General features: G+C 73.5%; 16 protein-coding genes. 6 read left to right on the forward strand and 10 right to left on the reverse strand.

Translation table 11 applies throughout. The features are described 5' to 3' along the window. Positions 1 to 36: 36 nt before the first annotated feature. Positions 37 to 963, reverse strand: a complete 927-nt coding sequence (locus ABD080_RS11945; protein ID WP_417281882.1) for a LysR family transcriptional regulator — start codon at positions 961 to 963, stop codon at positions 37 to 39. Between the two features lie 92 nt (positions 964 to 1,055). Here ABD080_RS11945 and ABD080_RS11950 point away from each other — a divergent pair, with 92 nt between their 5' ends. Beyond that, complete coding sequence (locus ABD080_RS11950) at positions 1,056 to 2,090, forward strand: EamA family transporter (RefSeq protein WP_343905182.1); 1,035 nt, start codon at positions 1,056 to 1,058, stop codon at positions 2,088 to 2,090. A gap of 75 nt (positions 2,091 to 2,165) precedes the next feature. Here ABD080_RS11950 and leuA read toward each other — a convergent pair whose 3' ends face one another. The 6 genes from leuA to ABD080_RS11980 form a co-directional block, all read right to left on the reverse strand. Continuing rightward, entirely contained in the window at positions 2,166 to 3,995 is a 1,830-nt protein-coding gene (gene leuA, locus ABD080_RS11955; protein ID WP_343905184.1) for a 2-isopropylmalate synthase, read from the reverse strand. 217 nt (positions 3,996 to 4,212) lie between these two features. After that, positions 4,213 to 5,172 (reverse strand): GTPase Era, encoded by a 960-nt coding sequence (gene era, locus ABD080_RS11960; RefSeq protein WP_343905186.1) that lies wholly within the window; start codon positions 5,170 to 5,172, stop codon positions 4,213 to 4,215. Beyond that, positions 5,162 to 6,484 carry a hemolysin family protein gene (locus tag ABD080_RS11965; protein ID WP_343905188.1) on the reverse strand — a complete coding sequence of 441 codons (1,323 nt, stop codon included), beginning with the start codon at positions 6,482 to 6,484 and terminating at the stop codon, positions 5,162 to 5,164. The genes era and ABD080_RS11965 overlap by 11 nt, the downstream gene beginning before the upstream one ends. Positions 6,485 to 6,500: 16 nt before the next feature. Next, on the reverse strand, positions 6,501 to 6,962 hold the full coding sequence (gene ybeY / locus ABD080_RS11970) for an rRNA maturation RNase YbeY (RefSeq protein ID WP_137770695.1): 462 nt from the start codon (positions 6,960 to 6,962) through the stop codon (positions 6,501 to 6,503). Beyond that, a complete protein-coding gene (locus tag ABD080_RS11975; RefSeq protein WP_137770694.1) occupies positions 6,959 to 8,020 on the reverse strand; it encodes a PhoH family protein in 1,062 nt (353 codons plus the stop codon). The genes ybeY and ABD080_RS11975 overlap by 4 nt, the downstream gene beginning before the upstream one ends. Further along, positions 8,017 to 8,391: a histidine triad nucleotide-binding protein gene (locus tag ABD080_RS11980; protein ID WP_343905191.1), complete on the reverse strand. Its 375-nt coding sequence runs from the start codon at positions 8,389 to 8,391 to the stop codon at positions 8,017 to 8,019. The genes ABD080_RS11975 and ABD080_RS11980 overlap by 4 nt, the downstream gene beginning before the upstream one ends. Positions 8,392 to 8,465: 74 nt before the next feature. On the opposite strand from ABD080_RS11980, the gene ABD080_RS11985 reads away from it, so the two are divergent. After that, on the forward strand, positions 8,466 to 9,011 hold the full coding sequence (locus ABD080_RS11985; RefSeq protein ID WP_137770692.1) for an NADPH-dependent FMN reductase: 546 nt from the start codon (positions 8,466 to 8,468) through the stop codon (positions 9,009 to 9,011). Between the two features lie 205 nt (positions 9,012 to 9,216). Here ABD080_RS11985 and ABD080_RS11990 read toward each other — a convergent pair whose 3' ends face one another. The 3 genes from ABD080_RS11990 to hrcA are packed head-to-tail and all read right to left on the reverse strand — an operon-like array spanning position 9,217 to position 12,246. Continuing rightward, the gene (locus ABD080_RS11990; protein ID WP_343905194.1) at positions 9,217 to 10,002 is read right to left on the reverse strand and encodes a 16S rRNA (uracil(1498)-N(3))-methyltransferase; all 786 of its coding nucleotides are present in this window, start codon (positions 10,000 to 10,002) and stop codon (positions 9,217 to 9,219) included. Positions 10,003 to 10,046: 44 nt separating this feature from the next. Beyond that, positions 10,047 to 11,189, reverse strand: a complete 1,143-nt coding sequence (gene dnaJ / locus ABD080_RS11995; RefSeq protein WP_259359790.1) for a molecular chaperone DnaJ — start codon at positions 11,187 to 11,189, stop codon at positions 10,047 to 10,049. A 46-nt stretch (positions 11,190 to 11,235) separates the two neighbouring features. Next, positions 11,236 to 12,246: a heat-inducible transcriptional repressor HrcA gene (gene hrcA / locus ABD080_RS12000; RefSeq protein ID WP_137770689.1), complete on the reverse strand. Its 1,011-nt coding sequence runs from the start codon at positions 12,244 to 12,246 to the stop codon at positions 11,236 to 11,238. Between the two features lie 231 nt (positions 12,247 to 12,477). Here hrcA and ABD080_RS12005 point away from each other — a divergent pair, with 231 nt between their 5' ends. The 4 genes from ABD080_RS12005 to ABD080_RS12020 all read left to right on the forward strand — a co-directional run bounded on the left by ABD080_RS12005 (position 12,478) and on the right by ABD080_RS12020 (position 15,815). Beyond that, on the forward strand, positions 12,478 to 12,990 hold the full coding sequence (locus ABD080_RS12005; protein WP_137770688.1) for a methylated-DNA--[protein]-cysteine S-methyltransferase: 513 nt from the start codon (positions 12,478 to 12,480) through the stop codon (positions 12,988 to 12,990). Between the two features lie 8 nt (positions 12,991 to 12,998). Then, positions 12,999 to 13,844 carry a DNA-3-methyladenine glycosylase family protein gene (locus tag ABD080_RS12010; protein WP_343906094.1) on the forward strand — a complete coding sequence of 282 codons (846 nt, stop codon included), beginning with the start codon at positions 12,999 to 13,001 and terminating at the stop codon, positions 13,842 to 13,844. 74 nt (positions 13,845 to 13,918) lie between these two features. Continuing rightward, positions 13,919 to 14,812 (forward strand): DUF3097 domain-containing protein, encoded by an 894-nt coding sequence (locus tag ABD080_RS12015; protein ID WP_343905198.1) that lies wholly within the window; start codon positions 13,919 to 13,921, stop codon positions 14,810 to 14,812. Positions 14,813 to 14,954: 142 nt separating this feature from the next. Beyond that, complete coding sequence (locus tag ABD080_RS12020; RefSeq protein ID WP_343905200.1) at positions 14,955 to 15,815, forward strand: DUF4870 domain-containing protein; 861 nt, start codon at positions 14,955 to 14,957, stop codon at positions 15,813 to 15,815. Positions 15,816 to 15,817: the final 2 nt, after the last annotated feature.

Genomic DNA, 15,817 nt, shown 5'->3' on the forward strand with positions numbered 1-15,817 from the left:
CCTTCGGGAGGAGATCCCCGTCCCCGCGAGGAGCGCTCAGCCGCCGATCCGGTCCAGACCGACGAGGTCGCGCGGGCCGGCGCCGGCCTCGAGCAGCGCCGCCCGGAAGGCGAGCAGCGCCGGGTGGCCCGCCGCCCCAGCCCGGGCGGCCGTGTAGAGCGAGCGCTGGGGGTCGCCCGGGAGCCGCACCGGGCGGGTCCCGCCGAGGTGCTCGGAGGCGATGATGCCGGGGACGAAGGCCACGGCGTGGCCCGAGCGCACGAGGTGCACCTGCAGCAGCGGGTCCGGGGTGTCGAAGCGGATCCTCGGCTCGATGCCGGCGGAGCGCAGGTAGGTGCGCTCCCAGTCGCCGGTGCGGGTGTCCTCCGGGTCCAGCGCCCACGGGGCGTCCGCGAGGTCCGCGAGCGTCCCCGGTGCGGACCACGGGCCGGCGCTCGGGAGCACGAGCAGCAGCGGGTCGTCCAGCAGCCCCTCACGGTCGGTGCCGCGCCGCACGACCTGCCGGCCGCCCGGGTAGTCCTCACCGAGGATCACCTCGAAGCGGTGGGCGAGCAGCCCCTCGTAGGCCTCGTCGACCTCACGCTGGGCGAGCTCGATGCGGAGGTCCGGGTGGCTCTCCTCGAGGATGCTCACGGTCGCGGGTGCCAGGGCGATCAGCGGCGTCTGGAAGGAGGCGACGCGCAGCACTCCGCTCGCCTCGCCCTGGGCGAGGGCGAGCTCGGCCTCGGCGGCCTCCACGAGCCCGAGCATCTCCTCGGCGCGGCGGGCGAGCTGCATGCCCGCATCGGTGAGGATGACGCGTCTCCCGGCCTGCTCGAACAGGGTGACCCTGGTCTCCCGCTCCAGGTGGGAGAGCTGCTGGGAGACCGCGGAGGGCGAGAGCGAATGCGTCGCCGCGACGGCGGACATGGTCTCCAGCCTGCGCAGTTCGTGCAGCAGGAACAGTCGGTGCAGGTTCAGCACGGCGGGCCCTCTCATCCTTGAAGCATCGCTTCACGGTACACGTCGGGAACATGCGCTGGACCGAAAGGGAGATGGGGCCGCAGAGTGGAGCCGTGACGACCTCCTCCCCCGCCCCCACCACCGCTCTCGGGACGACCCGCGGCGGCTCCGGCGTGCCCCTGACGCCGGTGCTGTTCATCCTCGGCTCGTGCACCTCCCTCCAGTTCGGCGCCGCGCTCGCGACCCGGCTCTTCCCGGAGCTCGGCTCGTGGGGCACGACCGCCCTCCGCCTGGGCATCGCCGCCGTGGTGCTGCTCGTGATCGTGCGCCCGAAGCTGCACCGCTTCACCCGTGAGCAGTGGATCGCCGTGCTCCTGTTCGGCGGGGCGATCGGCGGGATGAACGGCGCCTTCTACGCCTCGATCTCGCGCATCCCGCTCGGCACCGCCGTCGCGATCGAGTTCCTCGGACCGCTCGCGGTCTCCGCCGTGCTCTCCACGCGGCGCACCGACCTGCTCTGGGTCGTGCTCGCGCTGGGCGGCGTGAGCCTGTTCGGCCTCGAGTCCGCCACCGGGGACACCGCCCTGAACGGGATCGGCGTGCTCTTCGCCCTGATCGCCGCCGTGTTCTGGGGCCTGTACGTGCTCGCGAGCGCCCGGGTGGGCCGGCTCGTCCCGGGCCAGGACGGCCTCGCCGTCGCGATGGCCGTCGGCGCGCTCGTGGTGCTGCCCCTCGGGGCGCCCGGGGCGGTCGCGGGCCTCACGGACCTGCACCTGCTCACGCTCGGCATCGGCACCGCCCTGCTCGCCTCGGTGCTGCCCTACACGCTCGAGCTCGCGGCGCTGCGCCGTCTCCCCCGCCACGTGTTCGGCATCCTGCTCAGCCTCGAGCCGGTCATCGCCCTGCTCGCCGGTGTCCTGCTGATCGGCCAGGGCGCGACGCCCCTGCGCGTCGCCGCGGCGCTGCTCGTGGTCGGCGCGAGCGTGGGCATCACGCTGACCGCGCGCGGCGCCGCCCCGGACCAGCCGCAGCCGGCCGACGAGCAGCCCGGCTGGGAGCTGCCGACCCCCACCCACGCGACGCTCACCGGGGAGATGCCGGTGGTGCTCCCGGACGCGGAGCTCACGGAGGACGTCGAACGGCGCTGATCAGCAGGACGGCCGCCCGGCCGGCGTCGGAGTGTTGCTCCGTGCCGGCCGGACGGCCGTCCGCTCAGCCGCTGCTCAGACGCGGGCGCGGTGCTCCCGGTTCAGCGCGGAGACGATCGCCTCGAGGGAGGCGCGGGTGATCGAGCCGTCGATGCCGACGCCCCAGAAGATCCGGTCGCCGATCTCGCACTCGATGTAGGACGCGGCGAGCGAGTCGTCGCCCTCGGTGAGGGCGTGCTCGGCGTAGTCGAGGATCCGCACCGGGATGTGACGCTCCGCGAGGGCCTTGGTGAAGGCGTCGAGCGGACCGTTGCCGATCCCGGTGATCTCGTGCTCCTCGCCGTCCACGAGCAGGGTCACGGTGAGGCGGTCCTCGCCGTCGCCCGTGGACTCCTGCTGCACGCCGCGGAAGCCGAAGCGACCCCAGCGGCGGCCCGGGTCCGTGGCCGGAAGGTACTCGTCGGTGAACGCGTCCCAGAGCGCCTCGGAGGAGACCTCGCCGCCCTCGGAGTCGGTGCGCTGCTGCACGATCCCGGAGAACTCGATCTGGAGGCGGCGCGGCAGGTCCAGCCCGTGCTCGGTGCGCAGCAGGTAGGCCATACCGCCCTTGCCGGACTGCGAGTTCACCCGGATCACGGCCTCGTAGGAGCGGCCCAGGTCCTTGGGGTCCACGGGCAGGTACGGGACCCGCCACTCGGACTCCTCGAGGGTGCGGCCCGCCGCGGCGGCGTCCGCCTCCATGCGGTCCAGGCCCTTCTTGATCGCGTCCTGGTGGGAGCCGGAGAACGCCGTGAACACGAGGTCGCCGCCGTAGGGGCTGCGCTCGGGCACCGGCATCTGGTTGCAGTGCTCGACGGTGCGGCGCACCTCGTCGAGGTCGGAGAAGTCGATCTGCGGGTCGATGCCCTGGCTGAACAGGTTCAGACCCAGGGTCACGAGGTCCACGTTGCCGGTGCGCTCGCCGTTGCCGAACAGGCAGCCCTCGATGCGGTCCGCGCCCGCGAGGTAGCCGAGCTCCGCGGCCGCGACGCCGGTGCCGCGGTCGTTGTGCGGGTGCAGGGACAGCACGATCGAGTCCCGGCGGTCCAGGTGGCGGTGCATCCACTCGATCGAGTCGGCGTAGACGTTCGGGGTCGCCATCTCGACGGTCGCCGGGAGGTTGATGATCATCTTGTCCTCGGGCGTGGGCTTCACGATCTCGATGACCGCATTGCACACGCGCACGGCGTACTCGAGCTCGGTGCCCGTGTAGGACTCCGGCGAGTACTCGTAGGTGATCTCCGTGTCCGGGATCGTCTCCTCGTACTTCTTGCACAGCAGGGCGCCCTGCACGGCGATGTCGAGGATGCCGTCCTCGTCGGCACGGAAGACGACGTCCCGCTGCACGATCGAGGTCGAGTTGTACAGGTGCACGACCGCGCGGCGTGCACCCGCGAGCGCCTGGTAGGTGCGCTCGATGAGGTGCTCGCGGGACTGGGTGAGCACCTGGATCGAGACGTCCTCCGGGATGCGGTCCTCCTCGATGAGGGTGCGCACGAAGTCGAAGTCGGTCTGGCTCGCGGAGGGGAAGCCGACCTCGATCTCCTTGTAGCCCATCTGCACGAGCAGCTCGAACATCCGCAGCTTGCGCTGGGCGTTCATGGGGTCGATGAGGGCCTGGTTGCCGTCGCGCAGGTCCACGGCGCACCAGCGGGGCGCGCGGGTGATGCGGCGGGTGGGCCAGGTGCGGTCCGGGAGGTCCACGGCGATCTGCTCGTGGAACGGCCGGTAGCGGTGCACGGGCATGCCGGAGGGCTGCTGGGGGGCGTCGCCGCGGGGGCCGACGACGGGGACCGACGGGTCGAGGGTCGCGGGCACGTCGGCGACGACGGGAGCGCTGGGGGTGGTGGAGCTGGGGGTGGTCATCGATGGTCCTTCACGAGACGGGGAGCCGAACGCCGGGGCACGACATCAGCCGCGGCGGGGTTCCGGCCGTCAGGCCCCGTCGCGGCGGAGAAGCAGGAGCATCGATCCACGCACGCGGTCACCGTAGCACCGTCGCCGGGGCTGCCCGGCCGCGGTCGCGATGCGAGACGGGGCAGGCCGGCGAGGGGCGCAGGTGCCCCGCGGATCGGCCCGCGGATCAGAAGCCGAGCCGGCCGAGCTGCTTGGGATCGCGCTGCCACTCCTTGGCGACCTTGACCCGCAGGTCGAGGTGCACCTTGCGGCCCAGGAGGCGGTTGATCTCCCCGCGGGCCGTCGAGCCGACCTCCTTCAGCCGCGAGCCGCCGCGGCCGATGATGATGCCCTTCTGGCTGTCGCGCTCGACGAAGAGGCTCGCCCGTACCACGAGCCGTCCCTCCCCCGGGGCGACCTCGGCGAAGGGGTCGTCGGGATCGGTCTCCACGACCTCCTCGACGACGACGGCGATCGAGTGCGGGAGCTCATCGCGCACGCCCTCGAGCGCCGCCTCGCGGATCAGCTCGGAGATGCGGTCGTCGCGCGACTCCTCGGTGAGCTGGTCGTCGGGGTAGAGCTGCGGCCCCTCCGGGAGCAGCCCGGCGATCACCTGCAGCAGCAGGTCCACCTGCTCGCCGGTGACGGCGCTGATCGGGACGATCTCGTCGACGTCGAGCAGGGAGTCCACGGCGAGCAGGTGCTCGGCGAGCTGGTCGCGGGTCACGAGGTCCGTCTTCGTGACGACGGCGACGACCTTCGGCCCGCGCCGGCCCGAGCGCATCTCGGCGAGGTCCTCCGCGATGAAGCGGTCGCCGGGACCGATCCTCTGGTCGGCGGGGAGGCAGAAGCCCACGACGTCCACCTCGCCGAGCGTCTCGCGGACGAGGTCGTTCAGCCGCTCGCCGAGGAGCGTGCGGGGACGGTGCACCCCGGGGGTGTCCACGAGGATGATCTGCGCGTCCTCGCGCGTGACGATGCCGCGGATCGCGCGGCGCGTGGTCTGCGGCTTCGAGGAGGTGATCGCGACCTTTTCGCCCACGAGCGCGTTCGTGAGCGTCGATTTGCCGACGTTCGGCCGGCCGACGAGGGCGACGAAGCCCGCGCGGTGCTCGGCGGGATCGGGGGCGGGGGTCTCAGCGGTCATCGGGATCCTCCGGAGGGGACGGGTGGTGGTCGTCGCCGGGGCGCGGGGCCCGCGAGACGAGAAGGGTGGAGAGGCGCTTGCGGCGCCCGGAGGTGGCCTCCGCCTCGAGCCGCAGGCCGTGGGCCTCGCCCGAGGAGCCGACGATCGGGACCTGGCCGAGGACCTTGCCGAGCAGGCCGCCGACGCTGTCGACGTCCTCGTCGTCGATGTCGAGGCCGAAGATCTCGCCGACCTCGCCGACGCCGGCGCGGGCCGGGACCCGGAACGTGCCGGGCTCGACCTCCTCGATCTCGGGCTCGACGCGGTCGTGCTCGTCGGCGATCTCGCCCACGATCTCCTCGACGATGTCCTCGATCGTGACGATCCCGGAGACTCCGCCGTACTCGTCGACGACGATCGAGATGTGCACGCGGCTCGCCTGCATCTGCCGCAGGACCTCGTCCGCGGGGACGAACTCGGGCACGAAGCGGGCCGGTCGCATGATCTCGGAGACGGGCCGGCCGGGCCGGGGGTCGCGCGGCGCGTGGATCGTGCGCATGACGTCCTTGACGTAGAGCATGCCGCGCAGGTCGTCGACGTCGTCCCCCACGACGGGGACGCGGGAGAAGCCGGAGCGCACGAACAGCCGCATGGCGGCCTCCGCCGTGCCGTCCGCCGGGACGGTCACCATGTCCGTGCGCGGCACCATGAGCTCACGCACCATGGTCCCGCCGAGCTCGAAGACGCCGTGGATCATCGAGCGCTCGTCGGAGCGGAGGTGCTCGTTCTCGAGCGCGCGGTCCACACCGCGGCGGGCCGCGGCGGCGGCCTCGTACGGGTCCTCGGCGACGCCCGGGGTCACGGTCGCCCCGATCCGCAGCAGCGCCCCGGCGACCGGCCAGAGCAGCACGCGGGCGGCGGCGGTCGCGTGACGGGTCGAGACGATGACCCGGGCGGAGCGGCGACGGCCCACGGTGCGGCCCGCGACGGACGCGGCGCAGAACAGCACGAGCGCGCTGCCGAGCACCCCGATGATCAGCGGGAGCACCCAGCCCTCGAGCACGAGCACGAGCGCCGCGGTCGCCGCGCCCGTCGCGAGCGTCTCGCCGAGCACGGTGCCGATGCCCACCGAGGCGAGGGTGCGCCCGGCGTCCTCGTACTGCCGCCGCACCTGCGCCGCGGCCTCGTCGGGCTCCTCCTCGAGGACGCCGGTGACGTCCTGCCGGGTGACGGAGCGGTGCGCGGAGTCCGCGGCGGCGAGCACCGCGGCGACGACGGCGCCGAGGACCGCCAGGGCGGCGAGGGCGAGCGGGGTGAGGAGGTCCGCGGTCATGGGGTGGGCGGGGTCCTCAGGATCCGGGCCGCGAGGCGAGGAAGGTGAGCAGCAGGGTGCGCTGCAGGTCGAACATGACCTTGCGCTCCTCCGCCTCCATGTGGTCGTAGCCCAGCAGGTGGAGGATCGAGTGCACGGTGAGCAGCAGCAGCTCCTCGACGGTGCTGTGGCCGGCCTCCGCCGCCTGCTTCGCGGCGACCGAGGGGCACAGCACGACGTCGCCGAGCAGACCCTCGGGCGCGGGATGCTCGGCGGAGCCGGGGGTGAGCTCGTCCATCGGGAAGCTCATGACGTCCGTGGGGCCGGGAAGATCCAGCCACTGCACGTGGAGGCGCTCCATGGCCTGCTCGTCGATGAGGATGATCGACAGCTCGGTCGCCGGGTGCAGGTGCATCGACTCGAAGACGAAGCGGGCGAGCTCGACGAACTCGGTCTCCTCGACGACGGCGGTGGTCTCGTTGCGCACCTCGATGCTCATCGCTGACCGCCCTTCCCGCCGCGGTGGCGGGAGTCGCGGTTCCCGCCCGGGCCGATCTCCCAGCGCCCGTAGGCCTCGACGATGTCGCTCACGAGACGGTGGCGCACCACGTCCCGCGGCGAGAGGTGGCAGAAGGAGATGTCCTCGACGCCCTGGAGCACCTGCTCGACCACCCGCAGACCGGACTTGTGGCCGCTCGGCAGGTCCACCTGGGTGACGTCGCCGGTGACGACCATGGTCGAGTTGAAGCCGAGGCGGGTGAGGAACATCTTCATCTGCTCGGGCGTCGTGTTCTGCGCCTCGTCGAGGATGATGAAGGCATCGTTCAGGGTGCGACCACGCATGTACGCGAGCGGGGCGACCTCGATCGTGCCGGCGCCCATGAGCCGCGGGATCGACTCGGGATCGAGCATGTCATGCAGGGCGTCGTACAGCGGCCGCAGGTACGGGTCGATCTTCTCGTTGAGCCCACCGGGCAGGAAGCCCAGCCGCTCGCCGGCCTCGACCGCGGGGCGGGTGAGGATGATCCGCTGCACGCGCTGCGAGAGCAGCTGCTGAACCGCCATCGCCACGGCGAGGTAGGTCTTGCCCGTGCCCGCGGGACCGATGCCGAAGGTGATCGTCGAGGTGTCGATCGCCTCGATGTACTCGCGCTGGCCGAGGGTCTTGGGTCGGATGCTCTTGCCGCGCGAGGAGAGGATCGTGCGGGAGAGGACCCGCTCGAGCTGCTCGCCCTGGGCCCGCTCGTCGCCGTAGAGCGCGGCGGCGCGCTGGACGGCCTCGGCGGTGACGGCCTGGCCGGTCGCGGCGAGCTCGATGAGGCTGCGCATGATGTGCTCGCTGCGGCGCAGGGCGTCGCCGGTGCCGCGCAGGGTCACCTGGTGGCCGCGCACGTGGACGTCGGTCCCGGGGACGGCGTCCTCGAGGGCGGCGAGGGCCTGGTCGTTCTCGCCCAGCACCTGGAAGGGGCTGAGGTGGTCGGGGATCGCGAGCCGCCGCTCCTGCACCTCGGGGGTGGTGCCGGGAGGCGGGGTGAGTCCATCGGTCGAGCTGGTCACATCGCTCCTTCTGCGAACGTCCCGCCCGCGAGGACGTGCGCGTGCACGTGGAAGACGGTCTGGCCGGCGTTCTCGCCGGTGTTGAAGATCAGGCGGAAGTCGCCGTCGTCGGAGTGCTCGGCGGCGACGCGGCCGGCGACCTCGGCGACATGGGCGAGCAGGGCGGGTTCCGCGGCGAGCTCGCGGACGTCGCGGGAATGCGCGCGCGGCACGACGAGCACGTGCAGGGGCGCCTGGGGGCTCAGGTCGCGGAAGGCGATCACGGCGTCGTCCTCGTGGACGCGGTCCGCGGGGATCTCGCCGGCGACGATCCGGCAGAAGACGCAGTCCGGGTCGGCGTGCGGGGCGGCACCGGGGGTCGTGGAGCTCATGCCTCGAGTCTACGCGTGACGCAGCTCGCGCCGGATCCGGGAACAGATGAGGCCGCCGCGGAGTTCTGGTCACCATGACAAAGCTCGGAATCCTCGTCTCCAGCGCCCGCCCGAACCGCGTCTCCGACTCCGTCACCCAGTGGGTGCGCGAGTCCGTCCCGACCGACGTCGAGATCGACCTCATCGATCTCGCCGCCGAGGTGCTCCCCGCCTTCGACGAACCCCACGCCCCGAAGTCCGGTGCCCGCCCCACGACCGCCCACGGTCAGGCCTGGGCCGAGCGGATCGGCGCCCTCGACGCGATCGTGATCGTGACCCCGCAGTACAACGGCTCCTACACCGGCGCGCTCAAGAACGCCGTGGACTGGCTGTACACCGAGTGGGCCGAGCTGCCCACCGTGATCGTCGGCTACGGCTGGATGGACGCCGCCGAGGTGCTCGGCCACCTGGGCGCCCTCATGCGCCGCGTGGGTGCGGACGTCGTCGCCGAGATCGGCCTCGGCTTCGGCGAGGACCTCTCCGTGGAGGGCGAGATCACCGCCCGCGAGGAGAAGGCCGCCGCGCTCACCGCCGGCCTCGAGGCCGCGACCGCGAAGGCCCTGCAGGCCGCCGCCGTCTGACCGCGACTCCCTCATCACTCAGGACCCCGTCGGCCACGAGCCGGCGGGGTCCTGGGCGCTCCGTGGCCGGGGCGCGTGCCATGTGCTGGGAGAGGCGGGTGAAGACGACGACGCCGAGCACCAGCAGGAGCGGACGGGAGTGCGGCGAGCAGCCACGCGATGGCCCCTCCGGCCGTCGCTCTCCCGATTCCCGCCGAGTGCGGGATCAGCCCCAGCGACCCACGAGCGTGCTCAGCACCGCGAGCGCGGCGGGTCCGGCGGTCGAGGAGCGCAGCACCTCGGGTCCCAGCAGCACGGAGCGGGCGCCCGCAGAGCGGAGCCGGTCGAGCTCAGCGGGGGCGATGCCGCCCTCGGGGCCCACCACCACGACGATCTCGGGCACAGCTCCCCCGGCATGGCGGAGCTCGGCGACGAGCGACATGAGCCCCACCGACTCCTGCTCGTGCAGGACGAGCACGATCCCGCCCGAGGCGGTCGTCGCGGCGACCTGCTCGGCGAGGGCGGCGGTGGCGACGGGCTCGTCGACCTCGGGGATGCCCGGTCGCCGGCACTGCTTGACCGCCGCGCGGACGGTGCCCTGCCAGCGGGCACGGCCCTTGCGCAGCTTCTCCCCGCGCCACACGGAGACGGAGCGCTCCGCGATCCACGGCACGATGCGATCCGCGCCGAGCTCGGTCGCGGACTCGACCGCCTGCTCGTCGCGCCCGCCCGTCGCGAGCGCCTGCACGAGGGCGAGCCGCGGGAGCCGCGGGGCCGGGGCGCTCGGATCGCCGAGCAGGCGCAGCTCGAGCTGCTCCTTGGCCGCGGCGGTGACCTCGGCGAGGACCTGGCGGCCCGGGCCGTCGGTGAGGAGCACCTGCTCCCCCACGCCGATCCGGGCGACCTTCGCGGCGTGGCGACCCTCCTCGCCGTCGAGGGTGAGCGCATCACCCTCCGCGGCGCCCTCGAGGGCGTCGTCGAGGATCAGGAATCCGGGGGGCGTGGTGGGCATGTCCGCTCCAGGTGCCGGGATCGGGGGTCAGCGCGCTGCGCGGCTCAGAGGTCGCGCAGGCGCTCGCGGAGCTTCGCGAACGGGCCGTGCACGCGCGGGCTGGGGCGGTCCGCCTCGTCGCCGCGCAGCGCCGCGAACTGCTCGAGCAGGTCACGCTGCTCGTCCGTGAGCGAGGAGGGCACATCGACGTCGAGCACGACGCGGATGTCACCACGGCGCTCGCGACGCAGCGGCGTGACGCCGAGGCCCTTGAGCACGAACTCCTCGCCGGGCTGGGAGCCGGCGCGGATCTCCACCTGCTGGACGCCGTCGAAGGTCTCGAGCGGGATCGTCGCGCCGAGCGCCGCGGAGGTCATCGGGACCGCGAGGGTCGTGACGAGGTCGTCGCCCGAGCGTGCGAAGGTCTCGTGGTCGTTGACCGAGAGCTCGACGAAGAGGTCGCCGGCGGGGCCCCCGGCCTCGCCCACCTCGCCCTCGCCGCGCAGCTGGATCCGGGTGCCGGTCTCGACGCCCGAGGGGATGCGGACGGTGACCTCGCGCTGCTGGGAGATCCGGCCGTGGCCGGAGCAGGCCGTGCAGGGCGACTCGATGACGTCGCCGTGGCCCTCACAGGTGGGGCAGGGCGCCATGGTCACCATCTGGCCGAGGAGCGACTGGGCGACGCGCTGCACGTGGCCGGAGCCGTTGCAGGCGGTGCAGCGGGTGGGGCTCGTGCCCGGCTCGCTGCAGGAGCCGTCGCAGCGCTCGCAGAGCACGGCGGTGCGGTAGGAGACCTTCTGCTCGGAGCCGAAGACCACGTCGCGGAGGTCGATCGTGGCGCGGCGCAGCACGTCACCGCCCCGGCGGCGGCGCGGGATCGGGCCCTGGCCGCGACCGCGGCCGCCCATGCCCGCGGCCCCGGCGAACATGTCGAAGATGTCGCCCATGTCGAAGCCGCCCGCGCCGCCGAAGCCGCCGAAACCGGCGCCGCCCATGCCCGGGCCGCCGCCCATGTCGTACTGGCGGCGCTTGTCCTCGTGGGAGAGCGTCTCGTAGGCCTGGGAGACCTTCTTGAACTTCTCGGCGGCCTCCGGGTCCGGGTTGACGTCCGGGTGGAGGGAGCGGGCGAGCTTCCGGTACGCCTTCTTGATCTCCTCGGTGGTGGCGTCCTTCGAGACGCCGAGGAGCTCGTAGTAGTCGTCGTTCACCTGGTGGGTCCTTGCGTGGTCGGGAGGGGTGCGTTCAGGAGGAGGGTCATGCGAGGAAGCGGGAGACGTAGCGGGCGATCGCCTGCACGGTTGAGATCCCGGTGACGTAGTCCATGCGGGAGGGGCCCAGGATCGCGACGTGCGATCCCGCCCCGTAGCCGGCGCCCACGACCGCGGCCTGGTTCAGCGCCTGGTCGCGCAGCTCGGAACCGATGCGCACCTCGACCGCGCCCGGGGAGGCGTGCATCTCGGTGAACAGCCGCAGCAGCACGAGCTGCTCCTCGAGCACGTCGAGCAGCGGCTCGACGTCCCGGGAGAAGTCCTCGGCGGAGCGCGCCAGGTTGGCGGTGCCGGCCATCATGATCCGGCCCTCGGCGCGGCTCGCCGCGAGCGCGACCAGCGCCTCGGAGACCTCCACGACCGCCGGACGGTCGATCGGCGGCACGGTCTCGAGCAGCTCCCCGAGCGGGGCGGCGAGATCGGTGACCTCACGGCCCGCGACCGCCCGGTTCAGCGCATCGCGCATGCCCGCGTAGTGCTCCGCGGAGCGCCCCGGGGTGACGGGGATCGTGCGCTGGTCCACGCGGCCGGACTCGGTGATGAGCACGACCAGCAGCAGGGACTCGGCGACCTTCACGAGCTCCACGTGGCGGATGCGGGCCTGCCGGCGGGCCGGGTACTGGACCATGGCGACCTGCTGGGTGAGCTGGGCGAGCAGCCGCACCGTGCGGGCGAGCAGCTCCTCGACGTCGCCGGAGTCCTCGAGCAGCGCACGGATCGCGCGGCGCTCGGGGGTGGAGAGCGGCTTGATCGCCGCGACGTGGTCGACGAAGGCGCGGTAGCCCTTGTCGGTGGGGACGCGGCCGGCGGAGGTGTGGGGCTGCGTGATGAGCCCCTCCTCCTCGAGGGCGGACATGTCGTTGCGCACGGTCGCGGCGGAGACGCCGAGCTCGTGCCGTTCGAGCAGGGACTTCGAGCCGACGGGCTCGCGGGTCGCGACGTAGTCCTCGACGATCGCGCCGAGGATCTGCAGCTTGCGGGGATCCGTCCCTCTCACCTCCCTGGTCCGTGTGCGGTGGTGCCGTGCGGCGGCCGTGCTGCGGGGCGCCGGCGGGACGCTGGCACCCGGGGCCGCCGAGTGCCAATCTTACGCGTCCCCGGGACCCCTCCCCGGGAGGCGTTCGCCACGGGCGTGCACCACGGCGGGCGACCGCCTCACGTGCCCGCCTCACACGACGGCGCCGGCAGGCGACTACCGTGCATGACGACGGAGATCCAGGAGGTCCCGATGACCGCACGCCATGCCGTCCTGCCGAGCACCCTCGGCCCGCTCACGACCCTCGCCGAGGGTGACGCGCTCGTGGGCCTCTACTTCCCGGGCCACACCTACCCCTTCGCCCCCGGCAGTGAGGGCCCCGAGGTCGCCGCGGGCGAGGATCCCGTGCTCTCCGCGGTCGCGATCCAGATCGGCGAGTACCTCGACGGGGAGCGCACGGACTTCGACGTGCCCGTGCGCACCGCCGGCGGCGAGTTCTCCGAACGGGTCTGGGCCCGGCTGCGCGAGATCCCCTACGGGACGACCATCACCTACGGCGAGATCGCCCGCGAGCTGGGCGGGCCGGGCCTCGCCCAGCGCGTCGGCCAGGCCGTCGGCCACAACCCGATCAGCATCATCGTCCCCTGCCACCGCGTCGTGGGGGCCGACGGCTCCCTCACCGGCTACGCGGGTGGTCTCGAGCGCAAGCGGGCCCTGCTCGCCCTCGAGGAGCCCTCCGCGGAGGACGGGGCGCGGCTGTTCTGAGCACCGAGATCCTCGTCCCCTGCCGCGGGCCCCTCGACGCCGTCGCGGCGTGGGGCTCCCTCGCGGCGCACACGATCACGGGCCTGGACCATCTCGATCCGGAGGCCGGAGCCCTGACCCGCCTCCTCACCGGCCCAGCCGGCCCGGTGCCCGTCACGCTCACCCCGCGGCCGGACGGCATCACCTTGCGCACCCCCGCCGCGGACCCGGCCGTGCTCGAGGACCTGCAGGCCCAGGTGCGCCGCTGGTTCGACCTCGACGCGGACCTCGCGCCGATCGACGCGCACCTCTCCCGCTCCCCCGTGCTCGCCGCGCAGGTCGCCGCGCGGCCCGGGCTGCGCATCACCCGGTACCCGGATCCGTTCGAGGCGGTGGTCCTCATCGTCCTCGGTCAGCAGGTCTCCCTCGCGGCCGGCCGCCTGTTCGGCTCCCGGCTGCTCGCGGCGCACGGCGAGGGGACGGCGGCGACGCCCGTCGGCCCGCTGCGCCGGTTCCCTCGCCCCGGAGCGCTCGCCCGGGTCGATCCCGATCGGCTGCGCGACGAGCTCGGGCTCACGCGGTCCCGCACCCGCACGGTGCTCGGGACAGCCGCGCTGTTCGCGGATCTCCCGGACCGGGCGCCGACCTCGGAGGAGCTCGCCGCGGTGCCCGGTATCGGACCCTGGACCCTCGCCTGCGCGGCGATCCGCGCGGGCAGCGATCCGGACGCCTTCCCCGCCTCCGACGCCGTCCTGAAGCGGGCGATGGTCGCCGCCGGTGCGGGTGAGGACCCCGCGGTGGTGGAGAGCTGGCGGCCGTGGCGCAGCTATGCGGCGGTGCGGCTGTGGGCCGGGTCCGGAGCGCATCCAGCCTGAGACGGCCGCCGTCCTGGCCGCCGTTCCGGCTGCCCCAGCGTGGTGCCCCGGAACGGCGCCGATGCCGGTGTACGGTGCCGGGCGTGCCTGCCCCGACCTCGCGATTCCCCGACCGCTACAGCCGAGACGTGCTCGCCTCCGGCCCGCCGTCCCACCACCGCAGCCGTCCCGCCTCCCGGGAGGTGCCGGCCCAGCGCGGCCTCGTCGTCGAGGAGGCCTCGACCGGCTTCACCGGCGCGATCCTGCGGGTCGAGAAGATCGCCGGGGAGACGGTCGTCGAGCTCGAGGACGGCCGCGGCAGGGTCCGCTCCTTCCCGCTGGGCCCCGGCTACATGATCGACGGCAAGCCCGTCGTCCTCACCCGGGCCGTCGCGATGCAGGCCCCCGCGGGTCCCAAGCGCTCCGCGAGCGGCTCCGTCTACGTCGAGGGCGCCCGCGCCCGCACCGCCCGGGCGTCCCGCATCTGGGTCGAGGGCAAGCACGACGCCGAGCTCGTCCAGAAGGTCTGGGGCCACGACCTGCGCATCGAGGGCGTCGTCGTCGAGCTGCTCGACGGCGCGGACAACCTCGTGGAGCGCATCCGCGAGTTCGGCCCCTCCCCGACCCGCCGCATCGGCGTGCTCGTCGACCACCTCGTGACGGGCTCCAAGGAGACCCGGATCGCGCAGGAGGCGCTCACGCAGCCCGGGGCCCGCGGCAACGTCCTCGTGCTCGGGCATCCGTACATCGACGTGTGGCAGGCCGTGAAGCCGGCCCGCGTGGGCATCCCCGCCTGGCCGCACGTGCCGCGCGGCACCGACATCAAGGTCGGCACGCTCGCCGCGCTCGGCTGGCCCCACGAGGACCAGGCGGACATCGCCCGCGGCTGGCAGCGCATCCTCGCCACCGTCCGCTCGTACGCGGACGTCGAGCCGACGCTCTCGGGCCGCATCGAGGAGCTCATCGACTTCGTGACCGTCGACGCCTGACCCCCGGCGGTCCCCCGCGCCTGGGGGATGTCCCCCGGGCGCCACGGCGGCTCGCCACGGTGACGCGTGCGCCCGCGCTCCGTAGGCTGGACCCTGTCCACGAGATCGCCGGTCCCGCCGGCGCCGTTCCCGAGGAGGGGCCATGAGCCAGAACGAGTACCCGCACGATCCCTTCGGCGGTCGTCCCGCGACCGATCCTTACCAGAGCGCCCCGCAGAGCTCGGGAGCCGAGAAGGCCGCGTCGGAGCCGGCGCCCGGCACCGGCCAGGCCCCGGGCTCCCAGCCCGCTGCCGCCCCGGAGGGCGCCGCCGCGTCCTCCCCGTACGCGGCGCCGCAGTCGCCCTACGGGGCGCCGTCCTCCGCCGGCACCGGCTCGCCGTACGGCGCGCCCTCGCCCCACCAGGCTCCCGCCGCGGATGGCGCGGCCTCCGCCGGCCCCGCTCCGTCGGGCCAGCAGCCGGGCGCCCAGCACCAGCCCTACGGCGCCGGTCAGCCCGGCGCGGGTCAGGCCCCGTACGGTGCGCCCCAGGGCGGCCCCCAGGGCTACACCGGCGACGCGCACCCGTCGGCCGCGCCGCTTCCCCCCGGCTTCTCGGGCGCCTACGACGGGCCGCTCTCGGGGCAGCCCGTGAGCCCCTCCGACTCCCGCATGTGGTCGATGTTCGCGCAGCTCTCCGCCGTGCTCGGCTACGTCATCGGCGCGGGCTTCCTGGGCTGGGTCGGTCCGCTGATCATCTTCCTGGTCTACAAGGACCGTGACCGCTACGTGCGCTACAACGCCGCGGAGTCGCTCAACGCCGCGATCGCCACCGTGATCGCGGAGGTCGTGCTCTCCATCGTGATCACGATCCTCGCGGTGGTCACCCTCGGCATCGGCTCGATCCTCTTCCCGCTCGTGTGGGTCCCGGCGCTGCTGCACGTCATCTTCGCCATCGTCGGCGCGGTCAAGGCCAACCAGGGCATCTGGTGGAACTACCCGCTGAACATCCGCCTGGTGAAGTGAGC

Source organism: Brachybacterium rhamnosum, assembly GCF_039526185.1.
Lineage (GTDB): Bacteria > Actinomycetota > Actinomycetes > Actinomycetales > Dermabacteraceae > Brachybacterium > Brachybacterium rhamnosum.

Excerpts from the sequence above, each read along its gene's own strand:
- leuA (WP_343905184.1), bottom strand. The coding sequence starts at position 3,995 with ATGACCACCCCCAGCTCCACCACCCCCAGCGCTCCCGTCGTCGCCGAC.
- era (WP_343905186.1), bottom strand. The coding sequence starts at position 5,172 with ATGACCGCTGAGACCCCCGCCCCCGATCCCGCCGAGCACCGCGCGGGC.
- ABD080_RS11965 (WP_343905188.1), bottom strand. The coding sequence starts at position 6,484 with ATGACCGCGGACCTCCTCACCCCGCTCGCCCTCGCCGCCCTGGCGGTC.
- ybeY (WP_137770695.1), bottom strand. The coding sequence starts at position 6,962 with ATGAGCATCGAGGTGCGCAACGAGACCACCGCCGTCGTCGAGGAGACC.
- ABD080_RS11980 (WP_343905191.1), bottom strand. The coding sequence starts at position 8,391 with ATGAGCTCCACGACCCCCGGTGCCGCCCCGCACGCCGACCCGGACTGC.
- ABD080_RS11985 (WP_137770692.1), top strand. The coding sequence starts at position 8,466 with ATGACAAAGCTCGGAATCCTCGTCTCCAGCGCCCGCCCGAACCGCGTC.
- ABD080_RS11990 (WP_343905194.1), bottom strand. The coding sequence starts at position 10,002 with ATGCCCACCACGCCCCCCGGATTCCTGATCCTCGACGACGCCCTCGAG.
- ABD080_RS12005 (WP_137770688.1), top strand. The coding sequence starts at position 12,478 with ATGACCGCACGCCATGCCGTCCTGCCGAGCACCCTCGGCCCGCTCACG.
- ABD080_RS12020 (WP_343905200.1), top strand. The coding sequence starts at position 14,955 with ATGAGCCAGAACGAGTACCCGCACGATCCCTTCGGCGGTCGTCCCGCG.